Consider the following 20,749-nt stretch of genomic DNA (forward strand, 5'->3'; position numbering starts at 1 on the left):
ATAAACAAACCCGACAGATTTTTAAAATCTGTCGGGTTTTCTATTTAAAATCAAAGATAAAACCTTTGAACCTTCGAGCCTTTGTAACTTTGAACCTAAGAAAAAACAACTGTCTTATTACTATAAACCATCGTTTTACGTTCTGCATGAAGTTTTATGGCTCTTGCCAAAACAATACGTTCCAAATCACGTCCTTTCATGATAAAATCGTCAACAGAATGTATGTGAGAAACCCTCGCAATATCCTGTTCGATAATTGGACCTTCGTCTAATTCTGCCGTAACATAATGACTGGTTGCACCAATAATTTTTACTCCGCGTTTAAAAGCAGAATGATAAGGTTTTGCTCCCGAAACGCGGGTAAAAATGAATGGTGAATATTAATGATTTTATTCTCGTAAAGAGCAATCAAATTTGGCGTAATAATTTGCATATAACGCGCCAGGACAATAAAATTGATTTGGTATCTTTTTAACAATTCAATTTGTTTGGCTTCGCCTTCTTCTTTATTATCTTTTGTAAAAGGCACACAATGAAACGGAATATCAAAACGTTCTGCAATCGATCGCAAATCATTATGATTACTTATGATTACAGGAATTTCAACATTTAGTTCTCCTGCGCTGTAACGCCCTAAAATATCAAAAAGGCAATGATCATATTTTGAAACAAACAAAGCCATTTTTGGTTTTTGTTCCTGATTGTATAAATCCCAGGACATATTAAAATCAGCAGCAATAGTTTGGTCAAAATCTTCTTTCAGGCCTTCAATAGTAATGTGGTGATTGGTCAATTCACATTCTAATCGCATAAAAAATACATTTTGCTCTACATCAACATGCTGGTCGATATAGGTAATATTTCCTTCTACTTTTGCAATAAAAGTAGTCACTGCAGCAATAATACCTTTTTGGTCTTTGCAATGAATCAGAATCGTAATTTTTTGCATTTTGGTTTGTTGGTTAATCGGTTAATTGTCTAATTGTTTAATCGTTTGAATGTATTGTCGTTAATTTCGATTAAACACTAAAACGATTAAACAGTTAAACGTAAAAAATTATTTGCCGTCCTGCATAGCAAACACGCTTTTTAATAAAGGCGTTGTTCTTGCGCTAATATTATTACGGATATCTTTTTCTTCAACAGCAATCATTTTAAAAACACCGGCCAAAGCCTGAGTTGTTGTATAATCTGTTAAATCAGGATTCACTTTTTTTACCAGTGGAATTGTATTGTATTTATTGATAATTTTTGTCCAAACGACATCAGCACCAACTTTCTCGAACGAACTTTTAATTACCGGATTGAACTTTCCGTATAAAGCAGTTGTTGTGCTGCCTTGTAAATAAGATGTTGCTGCACTGTCATTGCCAAGTAAAATATTTTTAGCATCTGTAAACGACATATTTTTTACAGCCGAAACAAATATTGGTGTTGCCTCTTTAACTGCATCTTCAGCAGCACGGTTTAACATTTTTACACCTTCATCTGCCAATGAGCTAAGACCTACTTTTCGTAAGGTAGCATCTACTTTTTGTAATTCGGCAGGCATTAAAATTTTTACAGCCTCATTTTTATAAAAACCATCCACTGCGGTCAATTTACTCACTTGTTGAGTAATACCTTTATTTAGAGCTTCTTTTAGTCCGGAAGCAATATCAACGCTTCCTGTTGGCAGTTGTGATGCCAATTGAGGCAATTGATTTAAAGTTTGTTGTACCTGAGCACAAGAAGCCAGAGAAAATGTAATAATCGTTATTAATAAAATCTTTTTCATTAGTTTGGGGGTTTATATAAGTTTCAAAAATACTACTTATTCAAAAACAAAGCCACAATTTTATTTCAGTAGCAGAAACATTTTGTGTCATAATTAACATGGAGGTTTTTTTTAATGTTTTGAGTTACTAAGATTCTAAGTCATTCTATACTTAAAAAACTCAGAATCTTAGTAACTTAGAATCTTTTTCTTCACGGCCAATACATTCTCACTGAATAATTCCAATATGTTTTGCTTGCTATATAATTGGATTTTAATATTGAAATCGGGATATTATTGGCATCAAATAATTGGATACTTATTATTTTTTCGGCACTGTCATCTTGCAGGTCAATATTGCCTTCGGCGGCATCTATTAATTTCTTTTTCCTGAGATATTCTGCTTTTTTTTCTATAGTAAATTTTACAACAGCCTCATTTTGAGACTCTCTTTCGCCGGATAAATTTCCGTTTGCATCAAATGTTGCTATTTTCTGTAAAAAGTCATTTTCGTAATAAAACAATTGAAAAGCAATACCCCCATGTAAAATTTGAAGTTGGCGTTTGTTGACACGAAACCTAAGGATCTGTTTTTTTGAATTTGTAAATTCTATCGAACCGTTTCCTTCTGTATCAATATTATTATACAAAATTTTACAAGGTTTCGAAAATTGAATTATTCGATTGGTATAAATCTGATAGTTGACATTTTGCGCAAATAGATTCAAACTCAAAAAAAAGAATAAACAAGATAAAAAAAGTAATTTCATGTGTTATTTATTTTTTCAGCAAATCAATTTCTTCTTTGGTTGCTTTAATATAAACAGACAATTCGTCGTATTTCCAACTTCCTCTTTTAGTAGCAACGACAAATAAAGTTCCGGTTCCTTTAGATCCTTTTATCGGAATTTGAATATCGCAGTTTCCTGTATCATTGCTTACATTTATACTGCCCGAAACCATTCCGTCTGATTCGATCGGGTTTCCTAATTTTTCGATAACTACCTTATTATGCTGTACAGCTGTCATTGCTCCTTTATAAGCATCGGAATCTTTCATTATCGAAGTTACTCCAAAGAAAATCCCTGCTATAAACAAGCCAAAAAGAACCAAAAGACTTAAACATCCTGTGGGAACAAACCATTTCCAGTTTCTTTCCCACCAGTTTTTTCTAACTTCTGTGTAATCGTCTTCCATAATTAAAAAGTAATTTTAAATTTGAGTTTAAAGAGAAGAAAGATACTCTTTTCTAAATTAAAATTCTAAATGGAAATATATTTTTATATAAAAAACAGGGGAGATTACTAAAAGATATTTTTTTGTTCTATTCTTTTTTTATTTCCAATATGATGGAGAAGTTTTCCGGTTGTTGCGTCTATTTCAAATTTTTCCTCGGGACATGTGTGAGGAATAAAATTATTTGGAATTACAACAAAATATTTCATTTCCTGTGAATTTCTGGAAACTGATGATATATTATTGTTTTTATGCATTTGATTTTTAAGATCCATTAAATCTATATCAAATTCTTTTTTCATTTTTTCTACTAAATCCTGCCAGCTAAATGAAAAGGGTTTATCATTATCGATCACTTTTACGAGTTCTCCATTTTCATTATATTCTTTTCGAAAACCAATGATGCAATCGTAAAAGCTTTTTATTTCTTTTGTTATTTTTAATGTTTTCTTATCATACATGTACCTTTTTTTTATCGGACTATTTAAATAGGTAACGGTTTCCTGATAAGAATCTTTATTCTCCTTAATATACGTCTCTACTGTATTACCATCAGGATTTATTGAAATATATTTACAATACGTATTGTTATCTTCTTTGTGCTCTCTGAACGCCTCTAAATCGAATTTTTTCATAACAGTATTAATTTTTTGTTTTTTTAGAGTTTCGGAGTTGTTTTTTAACCAAAACTCAAAGATTCTCATAATTTGTTTGAAGCAATGCCATGATAAGTTTTAAAACTGGTACATTAAGGTATGTTTTGGCTTCTATTAGTTGAGTTAGTAAGAAAAAAAAATGACTCGTTTCACCCAAAAGAAACAAGTCATTTTAATTTCTAATCATTTCATATGAAACAATTAGAAAAATATAAGTTATGTGAATTATTTTATTTTTATTAAAATCTAAATTTTACGTCTTTATTATAATCCAGACAAATTTGCAGATAATGTAAATTAGGATTGTATTCGGGATTATTTTGATGTAAATCATCAAGTATAGTTTCTGTAAAATCTTTTCCGCCTTTAATGATATAATATAAAGATTTAAGTGCATAAATTGGTCCCCATGGAAATGCACGCCAGCCACTGACTAAGTTGAGAAAAAAGTAATTTAAAGAATATTTGAAACTGCTTTCTTCGGGACGAATAAAATATACAATAGGAGTATTTTTAAATTTTTTTCTCAGAATTGGAAAAGTAATAAACCTTCCGCCTTGTTGAATTAATTGATTTATTTCGAACATTGTTAATCCTTCAATATTTTTAGTTTTCATGATAAAATTAATTTTCGGTTAAAGTGAGTGTTTGTTATTGTGGTGCAAATGTCCTCCGATTTTATTAATTTTAAAACCACTAAAAGGTTTGTAATAAGTAAGTTAAGCCATTTTTATTGGATAATAATTTAAATGTAGTAAATGGATTACAGGATTAAGCGTTTTGGTTAGATTTATATTTTAAGTTATGGATTTTTTTTATGTGAATAAAAAAAACGTTATGAAAGCAATGTGCTTTTCATAACGTTTTTTCAATTTATATGAAGTAAGTAATTTATTAATTTGCTGCCATTTCTGCGGTAGGAAATAAAAGACCATTTAATTCGCTATCTCTGTTATAAACATCCTGATAAAAACTAATTTCGCCTGCATCGTTTACCCAGGTTGTAAAATAAGTAATGTAAATAGGAATTTTATTTGGCAATTTAAATGTAGACTCTTCTTTTCCTGCCATAGCATCATCTATTCTGCTTTGAGTCCATTCAGGATAATCTTTCAACATGGCAACGGCTAATTCTTTTGCTTTTTGAACATTAATACAACCGTGGCTAAAAGTTCTTTTTTCAAAATCAAATAAGGTTTTTGATGGCGTATCGTGCATATAAATATCCTCTGGATTTGGGAAAATAAATTTCACTAATCCCAATGAATTTTTTGCTCCCGGTTTTTGTCTTACCTGACCATTCACCATTTCCATATTATTATCAGCAAGATAATTTTTATCAGCGGCCATTTTCAATTTCAGTTCATTATCAACAATACTTTGCGGAACAGTCCAATATGGGCTAAATACAATTTTGTCAATGTTTCCGTTAAAAATGGATGTTTTAGTTAATTGCGAACCAACAAATACATTAGAAACAAGTTCAACTTGTCCGTTTTTTACATAAACCAATTCAAAAGACGGAATATTAACCATTACATATTCATTATCTGTTACGAGTTTTGGCGAAATCCATCTGCAACGTTCCATATTGATCATGATTTTTTTAATCTTATCACCAATTGGTTCATTCAAATCTTTAATATGGTCTTCACCAATTATATAATTTGGTTTTAAACCATTTCGTACTTTATAATGCATTACACCATCCATCAATTCACGATCATAGAAATCACTTTTAGAATCGGTTTTTAAATCTCCCATTATAAATAATCTATTTCTAATCTGAGCCACTGTAATCGATTTTTCGTCAGGTCTTATATCTTTATAAGGAGTTGCAACCGTCATTGGTTTCCAATTATTGTCTGCTTCTATTTGTTTGTATTTTTTTAAAGCTCCTTCTAATTTATAATACTGGTCAAAAAGCAATACATTATTTTTTTCTAACAAAGTCGGATTGGTCATTAGAGAATCTAATAAAGTATCATAAGATAATTTTTTCTTTGGTAAAAGCCAGCCGGTTTTTTTAACCGTTTCAGCATCAAGACCTTCATATACATTACGCATGTAGATAACATAAGCTGCGCTCAATAACATATCAGCATCTGATTTAGAAATTTCTTTAGATTTTTTGTCAAAAATTTGCTCTATTTCTTCTCTGTACGGAATATTAACTTCTAAACCCTGATCATCTGCATCTTTCATTTTTTGATGCAAAACTTTTCCAAATTCAGTAATTTTATTGTCGCTATACCAAATCGTTTCGTATGATCTGTTTTTGTATAAAGATGTTACTTCGTTTTGATATTTTTTAAGATCAGAATATCTTTTAAAAAAGTCATTTAATACTTCTGTATCTACTACATCATTATCATTAGAAGTACTGTAAGAGCTTAAAGTTCTTGTTGTTAAGCCGTTTTTATCAAGTTTATTAAATGATAAAGCAAAAAAGCTTACGACTATAATTATGGCTAGTGGATAAAATGTTTTCATTGTAATTTAAATTTTTACGTTACTATTTAATAGTAAAAGTTTTTAGTAAAAATTTGGGGCATTTCTACATTGCTAAATTACTTTAGTGGTCTGAAAAACAAGTTGTTGTATTAAACTTAAATCTTTCAAGATTGCCATGTTATTAACATTTTTATAAGACTTATATAAGATAAATACGATAGTTGAACAAATTGTTACCCTTGTAGAAGAAAAAAAATAAAAATCATTTCGTTTTTTTATTAACATAAAGCTTCAGAGATAAACAAATATTAAAATATTTTGTAAATTGCTCCCTTAAAATTATCATATTCATAAAATGGAACTACAAATACCATATATTCCTAAAAATAAAGTAAGAATTGTTACTGCGGCATCTCTTTTTGACGGACACGATGCGGCTATTAATATCATGCGCCGTATTATTCAGTCAACAGGAGTTGAGGTAATTCATTTGGGTCACGATCGAAGCGTTGAAGAAGTGGTGAATACCGCCATTCAGGAAGATGCAAATGCGATTGCCATGACATCATATCAAGGCGGGCACAATGAATACTTTAAATATATGTATGACTTGCTTCATGAAAAAGGAGCGGGGCATATTAAAATTTTTGGAGGCGGAGGCGGAGTAATTTTGCCAAGCGAAATTTCAGAATTACATGAATATGGTATTACCAGAATTTATTCTCCGGATGATGGACGTTCTTTAGGTTTACAAGGAATGATTAATGATTTGGTTGAGCAATCAGATTATCCAATCGGAGATAAACTAAACGGAGAAATTGATCATATCGAAAATAAAATTCCAACTGCAATTGCAAGATTAATTTCGGCAGCCGAGAATTTCCCTGAAATTGCAAAGCCTGTTTTTGATCAGATACATACTAATAATACTAATTCTAAAATTCCGGTTCTTGGAATTACGGGAACAGGTGGAGCAGGAAAATCATCTCTGGTTGATGAATTAGTTCGTAGATTCTTAATTGATTTCCCCGAAAAAACAATCGGATTAATTTCTGTCGATCCTTCGAAACGTAAAACCGGAGGAGCACTTTTAGGAGACAGAATCCGAATGAATGCCATTAATAATCCTCGCGTTTATATGCGTTCATTGGCGACACGTCAATCAAATTTGGCATTGTCTAAATATGTTGCCGAAGCAATTCAGGTTTTAAAAGCTGCAAAATACGATTTGATTATTCTTGAAACTTCAGGAATCGGACAATCAGATACGGAAATTATGGATCATTCTGATGTATCCTTATATGTAATGACACCGGAATTTGGAGCAGCGACTCAATTAGAGAAAATCGATATGCTTGATTTTGCCGATTTAGTAGCTTTAAATAAATTCGATAAAAGAGGCGCTCTTGATGCGATTCGTGACGTTAAAAAACAATATCAGCGCAATCATAATTTATGGGATAAAAATCCTGATGATATGCCCGTGTTCGGAACAATTGCTTCTCAATTCAATGATCCCGGAATGAACACGCTTTATAAAGCGATTATGGATAAAATTGTCGAAAAAACAGATTCAGATCTAAAATCGACTTTTGAAATCACGCGTGAAATGAGCGAGAAAATCTTTGTGATTCCGCCACACAGAACGCGTTATTTATCTGAAATTGCAGAGAATAACAGATCGTATGACGAAAGTGCGCTTTCGCAACAAAAAGTAGCACAAAAACTATACGGAATCTTTAAAACGATCGAATCAGTTTCAGGGAAAATTCCGCAAATAAATAAAGCAGGAATTGACGACAGCAGTGTCATCCTGAGCGGAGTCGAAGGATTAGACGAAAACAGAATATTCTTAAACCTTTTACTAAATCAGTTTGATAAAGTAAAAATGGACTTAGATCCGTACAACTGGGAAATTATCCTGAGTTGGGATGAAAAAGTAAACAAATACAAAAATCCGGTTTATACTTTTAAAGTTCGTGATAAAGAAATTAAAATCGCGACACATACCGAAAGCTTATCACACATTCAGATTCCGAAAATTGCTTTGCCTAAATATGAAGCCTGGGGTGATATTTTACGTTGGAATTTACAGGAAAATGTTCCTGGAGAATTTCCGTTTGCTTCTGGATTATATCCGTTTAAACGTGAAGGCGAAGATCCGTCAAGAATGTTTGCGGGCGAGGGGGGACCGGAAAGAACCAACAAACGTTTTCATTATGTAAGCGCGGGATTGCCGGCAAAACGACTTTCGACTGCTTTTGACAGTGTAACTTTGTACGGAAACGACCCTGATATTCGTCCTGATATTTACGGAAAAATTGGAAATGCGGGAGTTTCGATTTGCTGTCTTGATGATGCTAAAAAACTGTATTCAGGTTTTGATTTGGTGCACGCTTTAACATCTGTAAGTATGACCATAAACGGACCTGCGCCAATGTTGTTGGGCTTTTTTATGAACGCGGCAATCGATCAGCAATGTGAGTATTATATTAAGGAGAACGATTTAGAAAAAGAAGTTGAGACAAAAATCAACAAAATATACAAAGAAAAAGGAACAGAACGACCAAGATATCAAGGTGATTTACCGGAAGGAAACAACGGTTTAGGATTGATGCTTTTGGGTGTTACCGGAGATCAGGTTTTGCCTCAGGAAATTTATAATGAAATAAAAGCAAGAACATTATCGCAAGTTCGTGGAACGGTTCAGGCGGATATTTTAAAAGAAGATCAGGCACAAAATACCTGTATTTTTTCTACAGAATTTGCTTTACGATTAATGGGCGACGTTCAGGAATATTTTATTACCAAAAACGTTCGTAATTTCTATTCGGTTTCTATTTCAGGATATCATATTGCCGAGGCAGGAGCGAACCCAATTACGCAATTGGCATTTACGCTTTCGAATGGTTTCACTTACGTGGAATATTATTTGAGCCGCGGAATGAGCATCAATGATTTTGGACCAAACTTATCGTTCTTTTTCTCAAACGGAGTAGATCCTGAATATTCTGTTATTGGTCGTGTGGCACGTAAAATTTGGGCAAAAGCCATGAAAAACAAATACGGAGCCAACGAAAGAGCACAAATGCTAAAATATCATATTCAAACTTCTGGACGTTCGTTACACGCTCAGGAAATTGATTTTAATGATATTAGAACCACTTTGCAGGCTTTGTATGCGATTTACGACAACTGTAATTCATTGCACACAAATGCTTATGATGAAGCGATTACAACACCAACCGAAGAATCTGTGCGCAGAGCAATGGCGATTCAGTTGATTATTAATAAAGAATTAGGTTTAGCCAAAAACGAAAACCCAATTCAAGGTTCATTTATAATCGAAGAATTAACAGATTTGGTAGAAGCAGCCGTTCTACTAGAATTTGACCGAATTACAGAGCGTGGCGGAGTTCTTGGAGCAATGGAAACAATGTACCAACGTTCTAAAATTCAGGAAGAAAGTTTGTATTACGAAACTCTAAAACACAACGGAGATTTCCCAATTGTGGGTGTAAATACTTTCCTGAGTTCAAAAGGTTCTCCAACGGTAATTCCGGCAGAAGTAATTCGCGCCACCGAAGAAGAAAAACAATATCAGATTACGATGCTGGAGAACTTACATCAGTTTCACGAAGCAAAAGTAAACGAGCATCTCAACAAACTACAAGAAGCCGCAATTAAAAACGAAAACTTATTCGACCATTTAATGGAAGCTACGAAAGTTTGTTCTTTGGGTCAGATTACTTCGGCTTTGTTTGAAGTGGGTGGGCAGTATAGAAGGAATATGTAGATTTTACTGTTTTATATTTATGGAAAACCTCTCAGATTTTGAGAGGTTTTTTTGCTTAATGTCTTATTGTGTTACACTCTAGGCTTTTCGTGGCTTCGTGGTGTTTTTTTGTGTTCTAGTTTAGTTAAATCAAAAAGTAAGAGATTTTTTGATTTAACTATTGAAACCAAAAAAATGAACCAGAAATTTAAAAATTTAGGAAAATTAGTGTTGATTCTATGCGTTACGCTGTTGTCAACAAATTGCAGTAATGATGAACTTTCAATACGTGAGTCACAAAATAATATTCAGACTGTAACTATTGATGAAGCAAAATCTTTTTTAGCAAATTCAAACGGAAGCCCCTTGGCTAAATCAGCAAATAAAAGATCGGATGATCTTCAATATGATCAAATTGTACAAGAAAAAATAAATGGAAGTGATCAGTTATTAACTATAATTCCTTTTGAAACGAATAACGATCTTGAAAATGATAGGATTTTGTTAGTAAAAATTGATAACGAAATTAAAAGTGTTATTTTTAGTATGTATCCTGACGAGAATTCTGTTAAAGGAAGTTTTTCAGGAAAAATATTTATATATTCTCTTGAAGGATCTTTTTTAAATGGTTACAGAGCGGAGAATGGGATTATTGTAAGCCAATTTGTAAGGAATAATACAAAAGCATCCGCAACTTCAAAACAAGACGCTGAAGCATTGAAAGAAGTAATTGTCAAAAGTAATACTCATGGTATAAAATATGTTAATTATTTTGAGTTTGAAGCTATATGGGGAAGCGGTGGTTCCAGCAATGCAGGAGGTGGACAAGGCTTGTCTTGGGATACGGAAGGAAGTGGTTCTGGTATTACAACACCAACGCCTGCCAAAATTATTGATGCATTAACCGGGAAAGCAAAATGCCTTAATGATTTGTTAAACAAAAATGGAGATTCCTTTGTGCAAAATTTATTAGCTAAATTTCAGGGAAATTCAAAATTCGATATTTCGATTGTTTCCAAAGACAAAGTTACAGTTACTAAGAATGGTGTTACTCAAGAAATAAATGGAAAGACAATACCGCCGGTTGGTAATTTGATAACCATAGAGATTAGTACTTCCAAAGCAGAGATAAATTCGACACTTGATGTTGCAAGAACAATTTTACACGAATATGTACATGCTGACATTTTTAGAAAACTTGGAACAAAACCAGGAAAAGATGAAGAGAGTTTAAATTTCAAAACAACATATGAAGCTTACAAAAATCAACACAGTACAATTGCAACATTATATCTTAATGGCATGAAAGAAGCTTTAAAAAAATTCCATAAAAGTACTCTTATTGATGATTATAACAAATACACTCAGTATTATGGAGAAGAGCCGAGTGATGCATTTTATGAAGCTCTTGCATGGGGAGGCTTAAAAGATGCCAATGTAAAAGCTTGGACAGATTTACCTGCAGATAAAAAAGCAGCAATAGAGACACTTGCAAAGAGAGTACCTATGCTAAGTAAAACGGTTCCTTGCGCCAATTATAACTAAAAAAAGTTACACTATGAAAACAGTTATTCTTATTTTACTGTCTTTATTTTCAATCTTTATAAAGGCTCAGGAAAAAACAAAAGATACGCTCTTTTTTACCTACGATAATAAATATATTAAGACATATGTTGAAATACCAAATCATTTTTATATAAAAGACGGTAGTAATTATATGGATGGTACTTTTCACTTTGTTGAGGTGAAAGTGTTAGAGAACCAAAGTGTAAAATCAAAAGAAATCTGCCTTGAAAAATTCGTGCGTTCTTCCAGGTTTTATGATAAAAATAAAAAGCGAAAGTTGGATGATTATGGTCTTTGGGAATACTTTAAAGATTACGCCATAGTTTTGGTTAAAAAGGTACATGGTAAAAAGGAATATATTCAAGTATATTCAAGTTTTGAAATTGAATAACAGATAATATTTTGCTCCCCAGCTGAAGCGATCTCCCGCTAGCGCTAGCGTCCCGCTCGTGAACCCAAAGTAATGCACGAGCGGGACGCTCGCGCCAGCAGATGACTTCATTTTGTAGTCAACTGAAAAAATAAATCAAACCGTGACAGATGGTCACGGTTTGATTTATAAATCTTCACCAACCATTTCTCCCCGCTAGCGCGAGCGTCACGCTCGTGAACCCGAAGTAATGCACGAGCAAGATGCTCGCGCCAGCATAAGAACCCAAAATATTGCATGAGCAAGATACTTGCGTCAGCATAACAACAATATTGCGGTTATTTTAATGAAACTTTATAAAGAGTTCCAGAGGAACAAAACATATTGTAGGAATGGATTTTAATCCATCTTTAGCAATAATCAATCATATTGTAGGGATGGATTTTAATCCGTCCATGACAAGAAATTATATAATCAAAATCCATTAGCTTGTACCAGCAAAAAACAGAAAAAATTATTCTTCAACAATCTCCCCAACATAACTCAAAAACTCAAATTCATTTAAAGGAAACATTTGTACAACAGTTTCTAAAATAAGACTCACGTTTATAGATTCGTGTTTCATCTCTTCAATTTTATGCATATCGTTGTCTAGTGCCAAAATGCACAATTTGAGCATATCCGTAATAACGCAGCCCAGTTCTAAGTAATTTACAACCTTAAATTGAACCGTATGAGAGTTTGCTTTATTTGTTGGTTTTAGAGTTGTAAGATATTGAGCGGTTAATCTTTTAAGTCTTGCTAAAGTTTCAGTTTCATTAGTTTCCATGAGGCGTATATTTTTAATTTGTATCTTATTAAGCACTTTACAATTTGACTTTTATAATTTTATATAGAAAGAAAAATCGTACTTTTGTTTGACTCGGCGAAGAAAGAAATAGATTGTATCGTACCAAACCGTTTTTGCTGGTATGTGAACAGTCAAAATAAGTTTTTTACCAGTTGAAGTTTCTCACACTTAATTATTATCTTTGAATTATGAGCACACTAACAAAATCAAATCATATAGGGCGCAAGATCAGCCGTATTCGTGAACTTCGTGATATGAAACAGGAAGCTTTGGCGCAAGCTTTAGGAATAAGCCAGCAAACAATTTCGGCTATAGAAAATAGCGAAACCATAGAAGAAGAAAGACTTGTAGAAGTTGCAAAAGCACTTGGTGTAACCGTAGAAGCGATTAAGAATTTTTCAGAAGAAGGTATGATTAATTATTTTAATACTTTTAATGAAACTGTAAATGATAGCCATTTTGGTAATAATAATCATTGCACTTTCAATCCGTTAGATAAATTGATGGAAGCCGTAGAAGAAAATAAAAGACTTTACGAACGTTTGCTTCAAGCCGAAAAGGATAAAAATGAATATTTAGAAAAATTACTAAAGGAAAAGTAATATTCTCTAAACTAGATATTCATAAAAATAAAAAAGCATCAGCCGCGGCCGATGCTTTTAAATTTGAGGCAAACAACGATTAACGACGAAAAGCAGGACTTTCGTTTACTGATTCGTCTAACACTACTGTTTTTACCTTTTTTGTTGAAACTGTAATCTTGTGTTTTACTACTTTACCATTTTGATTCAATTGCAAATAGTAAGTTCCGGCTGGATAAGCCTCTAAACTTAAAGTTTTTGAAATCTCTAAATTGTCTTCATCAGAAGATGGAACTCCTGCGTACAACAAAGTATTGTTTTCGTCTAAAATTGAAAAATTTGATTTCTCAACGGTGTTTAAAGTAAAGCTAACTACTTTTCCGTTTCCGGTTTTTATATACAAGATATAATCCCCTTTTCCATCAATTGCATAAGTAAAGATAGTTGTTAAAAAGATGGCTACAACTAGGGCCAATTTGGTAAATTTTGTCATGTTTTTTAAATTTTTATTATTAATCGTGGATGCGGTAAAACTACAAATACAAATTGAATTTTGTGCAAAAAAATCTATTTTTTCAATACATAAGTTGCTGAATTGGAACTCTTTCGGTACTTTGTTTGAACTATGTACGTATTTGTTGGGCTCTTGGATGTTTTGCATTAAATTTTTTTATTAACAATTCTAAACACCTATATTCATTTATTAAGAATAATTTTCCAAAAAAGTTAACAGTACACATTTTTATTAAAATCAAGGCATAAAAAAACAGCTCAGTAACCACAATGAGCTGTCTTTATAACAATAATTTCTCTAATTATTTAAACTTATTTTATACCTGGTCGTACAAAATTTTAGCGTACAGCTACACTGCTGTTTTTGACAGAAATACCTGATTTGTAAACCGATGAAATTGCTTTTGATGATAAAACAGAAATTCCGTCATTAATAATAATTTCATGTCTAACCATTTTTTCGCCGTTTTCAACCTCTAAAAAGTATTTCCCTTCCGGAAACTCTTCTAAACTAAAAGTTCTCAAAATTCCATCTTTACCAGATGCGGTTTCAGAATAAATAAGAGTACCATCTGTGTCGTAAATTGCTAAGTTTGCTTTTTGTACTCTGTTAAGAGCAAATGTAATTAGCTTTCCGTTAGCTTTTAATACATGAAGATTAAAATCTCCATTCCCGTCAATTGCATACGTACTTCCTGTGAAAAGTACTGCGCATACTAAACTCAATTTTAAAGTCTTTTTCATGGCATTAGTTTTTAGATTAATTGTTCTAATTCTCTGATGCTAAATTACTTATGTTTCTCTTTTTTTCTCACAACTCCATTTGCTGATTTCGATGCTGTATTCTCATTTACGAAACCGTTATAGGTTAAAGTTTGAATTATATTTATCATTTTTGTTAATATGGTTATTATTTTTCAATGTTTTGTGTGAATTAAGATAATGTAAATTCATCTTTATTTCTTACAAAAAAAAAGGCATAAAAAAACAGGTCAATAACCACAAAGACCTGTTTTCAAAACAATCACGTTTTTACTTTACTAACTATCTAACCTCATTTTATACTGTATGTATAGTATAAACTTTTTTAGCGAATTGCTACGCTTGTATTTTTATCTGATGATTTATAAACTGCAGAAACAGCTTTTGAAGATAAAGTGGTAATTTGATTGTTTACAACAATTTCATATCTCACTTTTTTTACATTGTCTTCAACTTCTAAGAAATAAGTTCCATCAGGAAAATCCTGTAAACTAAAAGTTCTTAAAATTCCGTCTTTACCGGAAGCAGTTTCAGAGTAGAATTGGTTTCCGTCCTGATCATATATAGCTAAGTTTGCTTTTTGAACCTGATTAAGACCAAACGTTATTAATTTTCCATTTTTTAACACATGAAGGTTAAAATCTGCATTTCCATCAATTGCATAAGTACTCATTCCTGAAAGAAGTACTGCACATACTAAACTTAATTTTAAATTTTTCATAGTATTAGTTTTTTAAATTAATTGTTCTAATTCTCTGATGTAAAATTACTTTAGTATTACAAATATCAGCACAACTCTATTTTCCAATTTCGATGCTGTATTCTCATTTACGAAACCGTTATAGGTTAAAATTTGAATTATTTTTATCGTTTTAACCAATATGGTTATTATATTTCAATGTTTTCAGCGGGTTAAGATAATGTAAATTTATATCGATTTCTTACAAAATCTAACCACAAAGAGTACAAAGGAAAAACGCAAAGTTCGCAAAGCTTAATTTTAAACTTTGCGAACTTTGCGTAAAAAAACTTAGTGCCTTAGTGACTAAAAAAAAGGCATAAAAAAAACAGGTCAATAACCACAAAGACCTGTTTTAAAACAATACTGTTTTTTACTTTACTAACTATCTAACCTCATTTTTATACTGTGAAAGTATAAACTCTTTTAGCGTATTGCTACGCTTGTATTTTTATCTGCTGATTTATAAACTGAAGAAATTGCTTTTGCTGATAAAGTTGTAACATTATCATTAACGTTAATTTCGTATCTCACTTTTTTAGAATTGTCTTCAACTTCTAAAAAGTAAACTCCGTCAGGGAAATCCTGTAAGCTAAAAGTTCTTAAAATTCCATTTTTACCTGAAGCATTTTCAGAGTAGAATAAATTTCCGTCCTGATCGTATATAGCCAAATTAGCTTTTTGCAATTGGTTTAAACCAAAAGTTATTACTTTTCCATTTTTCAATACATGAAGGTTAAAATCCTCATTTCCATCAATTGCATAAGTACTCATTCCTGATAAAAGCACTGCGCATACTAAACTTAATTTTAAAATCTTTTTCATTATATATCTTTCTTTAAATTATTAGTTCATTTCTCTGATGTAAAATTACTTTAGTATTACAAGTTTTAGCACAACTATATTTTCCAATTTCTATGCTATATTCTCATTTACGAAACCGTTATAGGTTAAAATTTGAATTATTTTAGGTGTTTTTGTTAATTCAGCTATTATTTTTCAAACATTTTTAAATTGTTAATTTTTTTTCAGACATCCAAAATTCTTACAATAATGCTATATAAATATAAAAACACAGAATTAAATACGATATATTAAAAAAAAAGTGAATAAAAATATCAGTAGTTAAAAAAATGAGGAAATCGGCATAATAACCTCTTTTATAAATAGATGATTTTCATGCAATATTCGCAGTTACGAAACCGTTATAGGTTAAAATGTGAATTATTGTAGGTGTTTTTGTTAAATTTGCTATTATTTTTTAAAGACTTTATCATGAAGACAATCGCCCCAGCTCTCGAAGTGATTTCTCCCTCATACGGAAGTTCTTTTACTTATACGAAACATGCTGAAAAGACGAACGTTAAGTCGCATTTGTGGCATTACCATCCCGAAATTGAATTGGTTTATATCAATGGCGGCGCAGGAAAAAGACAAATAGGGAGCCATGTTTCTTATTACACAAATGGAAGTTTGATCCTGATAGGTTCTAATTTACCCCATTGTGGTTTTACAAACGAACAAACAGGAAATGTAAACGAAACGGTGATTCATATCAAACCTGAATTTTTAGGGAATGAATTTTTTGCAGCACCGGAAATGAGAAGAGTTCAAAACATTCTGAGCCAGTCGAAAGGCGGAATCGCTTTTGGCGGAGAAACCAAAAAACGAATAGGACAGAAAATTGAGATGATGGAAAACCAGCTTCCGTTTGAACGTTTGCTGACACTTTTAAGTATTTTAGATGAATTAGAATCATCAGAAGAATATACTATATTAAATGCTGATGGTTTTGCTATCGAACTAAACGCGCAGGATAGTGACCGAATAAACGTGGTTTTTAATTACGTAAAAGATCATTTTCAGGAATCTATTGCTATAGACGAAGTTTCGAGTTTGGTAAGTATGACAACGCCTTCGTTTTGCCGATATTTCAAAAAAATATCCAACAAAACCTTTACAGAGTTTGTCAATGAATATCGTTTGGTACACGCCTCAAAACTTTTGGCCGAAAAACCAATAACAATCAACGAAGTGTGTTACGAAAGCGGTTTTAATAATTTTAGCCACTTTAGTAAATCGTTTAAACAATACACAGGTAAAAGCGCTTCGCAATATCGTAACGAACACAAGATTATAATTAAATAATTTCCAGTTTAATGCTACAGATTTAAAGATTTTTTTATGTTGTGGTTTTTTTTTGCCACAGATTTAAAAGATTAAAAGGATTTTTTTCTTCTTCACATTAATTAGGGTAAATTAAATCTGCTCAATCTGCATAATCTGCGAGAAAAAATAATTGGCAATAATTAGCGGTAAACATTTTTAAACACATAGAGACATAGATTTCTTTTCTTTTTGCTTAAAAATAAAAGGCGTTTCACTTTGTAAAACAAACATAGCTGTGTGTATGCAAGTCAAACACCTTTTCGCAATTTATAATCTATGTTTGCATGAATATTCACGAATTTAATCGGGGTAAAAATAAATCTGCTCAATCTGCATAATCTGCGAGAAAAAATAATTGGCAATAATTAGTGGTAAACATTTTTAAACACATAGAGACATAGATTTTTTCTTTGCTGCTACAAAATAAAAGGCGTTTCACTTTGCAAAACAAACATAGCTATGTGCGTATATACAAGTGAAACGCCTTTTCGCAATTATTAATCTATGTTTCTATGTGTTTAAATATAGATAAAGAAATTAAAATTCGAGAAAATTAGCGCAATTAGTGACAGCCTTTTTTTTAATCTTCATAATCTTTTTAATCTGTGGCAAAAACAAATCAATCAGATTTTTCATATATTATATTCGGAAAAAGGTATATTTACAATCCCTAATCAGAAAAAAATATCAATATGAAAAACTTTAGAATCTTTGTATTTACGGTGTTTTTGTGTGTTTCTTCTATGAGTTATGCTGCAAAAGTAGACACCTTACAAATTGCCAGCACAGCGATGAGCAAAACCTACAAAGCTGCTGTTGTATTGCCAAATTCGTATGCCAAAAGCAAAACCGCATTTCCGGTAATGTATTTATTACACGGCGCTTACGGACATTTTAGCGATTGGTTAAAAAATACGCCTAACAAAAAATTAGTACAAAGTTTATCAGACCAATACAATATCATTATCGTAATGCCGGAAGGAGAAACTTTTAGTTTTTATCTTGATAGTCCGGTAAATAAAGAAAGTCAGTTTGAAACCTTTATCACGCAGGAAGTGATTCAGAAAGTAGATAAAACATACAGAACCATTAGCAATAGAACTGGCAGAGTAATAACGGGACTTTCGATGGGCGGACACGGCGCGTTATATTTATCAGCCAAACATCCTGATTTGTTTTGCGCTGCCGGAAGCATGAGCGGAGCCGTAGATATGAGTACAATGCTCAATCGTGATTCATCGGCACAGGTTATAAAACTAATGCAGCCCGTTTTTGGAGACAAAAGCGACAACTCAGAAATGTATGCACAATATGCTGTTATGAATATGCTCGATAAAATAAAAGCAAACAAACTGCCTCTAATTATAGATTGCGGAGTAGACGATTTTTTAATAGAACCCAACAGAGAACTGCACCGAAGATTGGTCTATAATAAAGTAGAACACGATTACACCGAAAGACCAGGCGCTCATACTTGGGATTATTGGGAAAATTCACTGCCGTATCATGTATTATTTTTCAATAAAATTCTACTTAAAAATCAGGTTGTTGCAAAAAAATAATGATTTTTTTAACAAAGAATAGACTAAATACTTTTTTTGGTTTGATTTTTGGAATACCTTTATATATAAACCTTAAAAAATAAAATTATGAAAAAGATATTTATACTATTCGCACTTGTTGGATTAGTTGCGTTTTCTAGTTGCGAAGGACCGGAAGGACCGCAGGGGCCAGAAGGGCCAGTTGCAGAAGTTTTTGAGTTAAATAATATAAGTTTTAGTTATAATAATACGGATGGATATAATATTTATCAAAAATTAACTCCTGTAATTTTTAGCTCTGATGTTGTTTTGATTTACAGATTAACTGGAACTATTGATGCAAACACACCTATTTGGCAACAAATTCCAAGAACAGTATATACATCAAGAGGAGATTTTGATTATGACTTTGATTTCAGTAGAGAAGATTTTACTATTTATGCTGGAGGGAATTATGACTTAGCTTTGACTCCTGAATATATAAATAATCAAACTTTTAGAATTGTAATTGTACCGGTGCTTTTTCAAATAAATCAGTTAATAAGCCTGACTATTCAGATTATAATGCAGTTATCAAAAAATACAATATTGATGATAGTAATGTGAAGCAATTAAATTAATTATTTTAAATAAAAAAAAAAGGAAATCGTGAGAAGATTTCCTTTTTTTTTTATGATTAATTAACGATTATGCTACCTACGTCCGTCATTAGGTAACTCAACATTTAAAGCAGGATCGAATGGTTTCTCAGTTATTTTTACTAACGGCATCACCATAGTGTAATTATTTATAGGAATTGTGCCATATCCAGCCTCTCCTTTAGCTGGATGTACTGAAATTAGTAACGCCTTCTTTTCTTCTGTTGGAGAGAATTTAAAAACTAATGTTCTCTGTATTGCACCTTGACTTTCTAATTTATAAGATCTCGTATAATTTACGTAATTTTCTGCCTCAAGACTTATTATCCCTTTTCCATCACAAAAATCCTGATTATAATTTCTGATATTAGGAAGTGTAATTATTCCGTCATTTTTTAATTGGACAAAAACTGTTGGGAATCCACTACTAAATACTTTGTCAACTAAATAGCGATTGTCATAAAAAGTTGCTTTGATTGAAATTTCGTATGTAATATTAGGCTTGAAAGGATATTCAATTGAAATAGCAGATCCACTTTCGTCATTTCCATCAACGATTCCTCTTCTAGTATTTGTTTTCTTTACTTTATTATCTACAAATAAAACTAGTGATCCATAATATAGATTTTGATGTGCTCTGCCATATCCTCTCACTAAATAACCGTTAGCTTGTGGATATGGATTAGGACCATATACTCCTGCATCTGTGTAGTACTCCTTATTACCATTATATTTCTTAATGGTACATCCACTATTTGTTGGATCGTAAATTCCATACGCAAAATTTAAGGAAACAGATTGTTCGGAAGTTTTAGAAGTTGTTTTTTGAATTGTGTCTTCTTCTATTTTTTCAGGAGTATTATATATAAATATTGGTTCTTTAGGTTTTGAACCATCTGTAATGTCAGACCAATATTCTAAATCTCCATTTATAATATACAGTTGTTGAGGATACTTAGTTGATTGATTTTTTGCAGGTAAATCTTCTTTATTATCACAGCTCATGATAATAAAGGTTAATACTAGATAAAAAGAAATTTTTCTCATGATAAAAGGTTTAAGATTTATAGTGAGCTAAATGTATTTACCAATATTTACTTGTTTTACCATTAAAAGCTTTAATTGTAACGCTATAAGACATTA

19 protein-coding genes and 1 pseudogene are annotated in these 20,749 nt (G+C 31.8%); 7 read left to right on the forward strand and 13 right to left on the reverse strand.

The window, feature by feature from the left end; genetic code table 11:
• Positions 1-95: 95 nt before the first annotated feature.
• The 7 genes and pseudogenes from purU to OLM54_RS01435 all read right to left on the reverse strand — a co-directional run bounded on the left by purU (position 96) and on the right by OLM54_RS01435 (position 6,141).
• A pseudogene (gene purU / locus OLM54_RS01405) lies at positions 96-949 on the reverse strand (formyltetrahydrofolate deformylase).
• A 108-nt stretch (positions 950-1,057) separates the two neighbouring features.
• Positions 1,058-1,777: a DUF4197 domain-containing protein gene (locus tag OLM54_RS01410; protein WP_264536831.1), complete on the reverse strand. Its 720-nt coding sequence runs from the start codon at positions 1,775-1,777 to the stop codon at positions 1,058-1,060.
• A 191-nt stretch (positions 1,778-1,968) separates the two neighbouring features.
• Complete coding sequence (locus tag OLM54_RS01415; protein WP_264536832.1) at positions 1,969-2,406, reverse strand: hypothetical protein; 438 nt, start codon at positions 2,404-2,406, stop codon at positions 1,969-1,971.
• A gap of 127 nt (positions 2,407-2,533) precedes the next feature.
• The gene (locus OLM54_RS01420; protein ID WP_264536833.1) at positions 2,534-2,953 is read right to left on the reverse strand and encodes a cytochrome c oxidase assembly factor 1 family protein; all 420 of its coding nucleotides are present in this window, start codon (positions 2,951-2,953) and stop codon (positions 2,534-2,536) included.
• A gap of 107 nt (positions 2,954-3,060) precedes the next feature.
• On the reverse strand, positions 3,061-3,627 hold the full coding sequence (locus OLM54_RS01425) for a hypothetical protein (protein WP_264536834.1): 567 nt from the start codon (positions 3,625-3,627) through the stop codon (positions 3,061-3,063).
• Positions 3,628-3,887: 260 nt separating this feature from the next.
• Entirely contained in the window at positions 3,888-4,265 is a 378-nt protein-coding gene (locus tag OLM54_RS01430; RefSeq protein WP_264536835.1) for a hypothetical protein, read from the reverse strand.
• Between the two features lie 277 nt (positions 4,266-4,542).
• Positions 4,543-6,141, reverse strand: a complete 1,599-nt coding sequence (locus OLM54_RS01435) for a L,D-transpeptidase family protein (protein WP_264536836.1) — start codon at positions 6,139-6,141, stop codon at positions 4,543-4,545.
• A gap of 316 nt (positions 6,142-6,457) precedes the next feature.
• Here OLM54_RS01435 and OLM54_RS01440 point away from each other — a divergent pair, with 316 nt between their 5' ends.
• From OLM54_RS01440 to OLM54_RS01450, 3 genes are all read left to right on the forward strand, one after another.
• Positions 6,458-9,898 (forward strand): methylmalonyl-CoA mutase family protein, encoded by a 3,441-nt coding sequence (locus tag OLM54_RS01440; protein WP_264536837.1) that lies wholly within the window; start codon positions 6,458-6,460, stop codon positions 9,896-9,898.
• Positions 9,899-10,072: 174 nt separating this feature from the next.
• Positions 10,073-11,422: a hypothetical protein gene (locus OLM54_RS01445; RefSeq protein WP_264536838.1), complete on the forward strand. Its 1,350-nt coding sequence runs from the start codon at positions 10,073-10,075 to the stop codon at positions 11,420-11,422.
• A gap of 13 nt (positions 11,423-11,435) precedes the next feature.
• The gene (locus tag OLM54_RS01450) at positions 11,436-11,834 is read left to right on the forward strand and encodes a hypothetical protein (RefSeq protein WP_264536839.1); all 399 of its coding nucleotides are present in this window, start codon (positions 11,436-11,438) and stop codon (positions 11,832-11,834) included.
• A gap of 493 nt (positions 11,835-12,327) precedes the next feature.
• Here OLM54_RS01450 and OLM54_RS01455 read toward each other — a convergent pair whose 3' ends face one another.
• Positions 12,328-12,642 (reverse strand): hypothetical protein, encoded by a 315-nt coding sequence (locus OLM54_RS01455; RefSeq protein WP_264536840.1) that lies wholly within the window; start codon positions 12,640-12,642, stop codon positions 12,328-12,330.
• 209 nt (positions 12,643-12,851) lie between these two features.
• On the opposite strand from OLM54_RS01455, the gene OLM54_RS01460 reads away from it, so the two are divergent.
• Positions 12,852-13,265 carry a helix-turn-helix domain-containing protein gene (locus OLM54_RS01460; RefSeq protein WP_264536841.1) on the forward strand — a complete coding sequence of 138 codons (414 nt, stop codon included), beginning with the start codon at positions 12,852-12,854 and terminating at the stop codon, positions 13,263-13,265.
• A gap of 79 nt (positions 13,266-13,344) precedes the next feature.
• Here OLM54_RS01460 and OLM54_RS01465 read toward each other — a convergent pair whose 3' ends face one another.
• The 4 genes from OLM54_RS01465 to OLM54_RS01480 form a co-directional block, all read right to left on the reverse strand.
• Positions 13,345-13,737 carry a secretion protein gene (locus OLM54_RS01465; protein WP_264536842.1) on the reverse strand — a complete coding sequence of 131 codons (393 nt, stop codon included), beginning with the start codon at positions 13,735-13,737 and terminating at the stop codon, positions 13,345-13,347.
• A 359-nt stretch (positions 13,738-14,096) separates the two neighbouring features.
• Positions 14,097-14,501: a T9SS type A sorting domain-containing protein gene (locus OLM54_RS01470; protein WP_264536843.1), complete on the reverse strand. Its 405-nt coding sequence runs from the start codon at positions 14,499-14,501 to the stop codon at positions 14,097-14,099.
• A gap of 343 nt (positions 14,502-14,844) precedes the next feature.
• A complete protein-coding gene (locus OLM54_RS01475) occupies positions 14,845-15,240 on the reverse strand; it encodes a T9SS type A sorting domain-containing protein (protein ID WP_264536844.1) in 396 nt (131 codons plus the stop codon).
• 444 nt (positions 15,241-15,684) lie between these two features.
• Entirely contained in the window at positions 15,685-16,083 is a 399-nt protein-coding gene (locus OLM54_RS01480) for a T9SS type A sorting domain-containing protein (protein WP_264536845.1), read from the reverse strand.
• A 450-nt stretch (positions 16,084-16,533) separates the two neighbouring features.
• On the opposite strand from OLM54_RS01480, the gene OLM54_RS01485 reads away from it, so the two are divergent.
• The 3 genes from OLM54_RS01485 (at position 16,534) to OLM54_RS01495 (ending at position 19,574) form a co-directional block, all read left to right on the forward strand.
• Complete coding sequence (locus OLM54_RS01485) at positions 16,534-17,406, forward strand: AraC family transcriptional regulator (RefSeq protein WP_264536846.1); 873 nt, start codon at positions 16,534-16,536, stop codon at positions 17,404-17,406.
• Between the two features lie 713 nt (positions 17,407-18,119).
• On the forward strand, positions 18,120-18,989 hold the full coding sequence (locus tag OLM54_RS01490) for an alpha/beta hydrolase (RefSeq protein WP_264536847.1): 870 nt from the start codon (positions 18,120-18,122) through the stop codon (positions 18,987-18,989).
• A gap of 87 nt (positions 18,990-19,076) precedes the next feature.
• Positions 19,077-19,574, forward strand: a complete 498-nt coding sequence (locus OLM54_RS01495) for a hypothetical protein (protein ID WP_264536848.1) — start codon at positions 19,077-19,079, stop codon at positions 19,572-19,574.
• 86 nt (positions 19,575-19,660) lie between these two features.
• Here the strand turns inward: OLM54_RS01495 and OLM54_RS01500 are convergent, their stop codons facing one another.
• Complete coding sequence (locus OLM54_RS01500) at positions 19,661-20,653, reverse strand: hypothetical protein (protein ID WP_264536849.1); 993 nt, start codon at positions 20,651-20,653, stop codon at positions 19,661-19,663.
• Positions 20,654-20,749 lie beyond the last annotated feature (96 nt).

Origin of the sequence: Flavobacterium sp. N1736 (assembly GCF_025947065.1) — a bacterium.
GTDB lineage: Bacteria > Bacteroidota > Bacteroidia > Flavobacteriales > Flavobacteriaceae > Flavobacterium.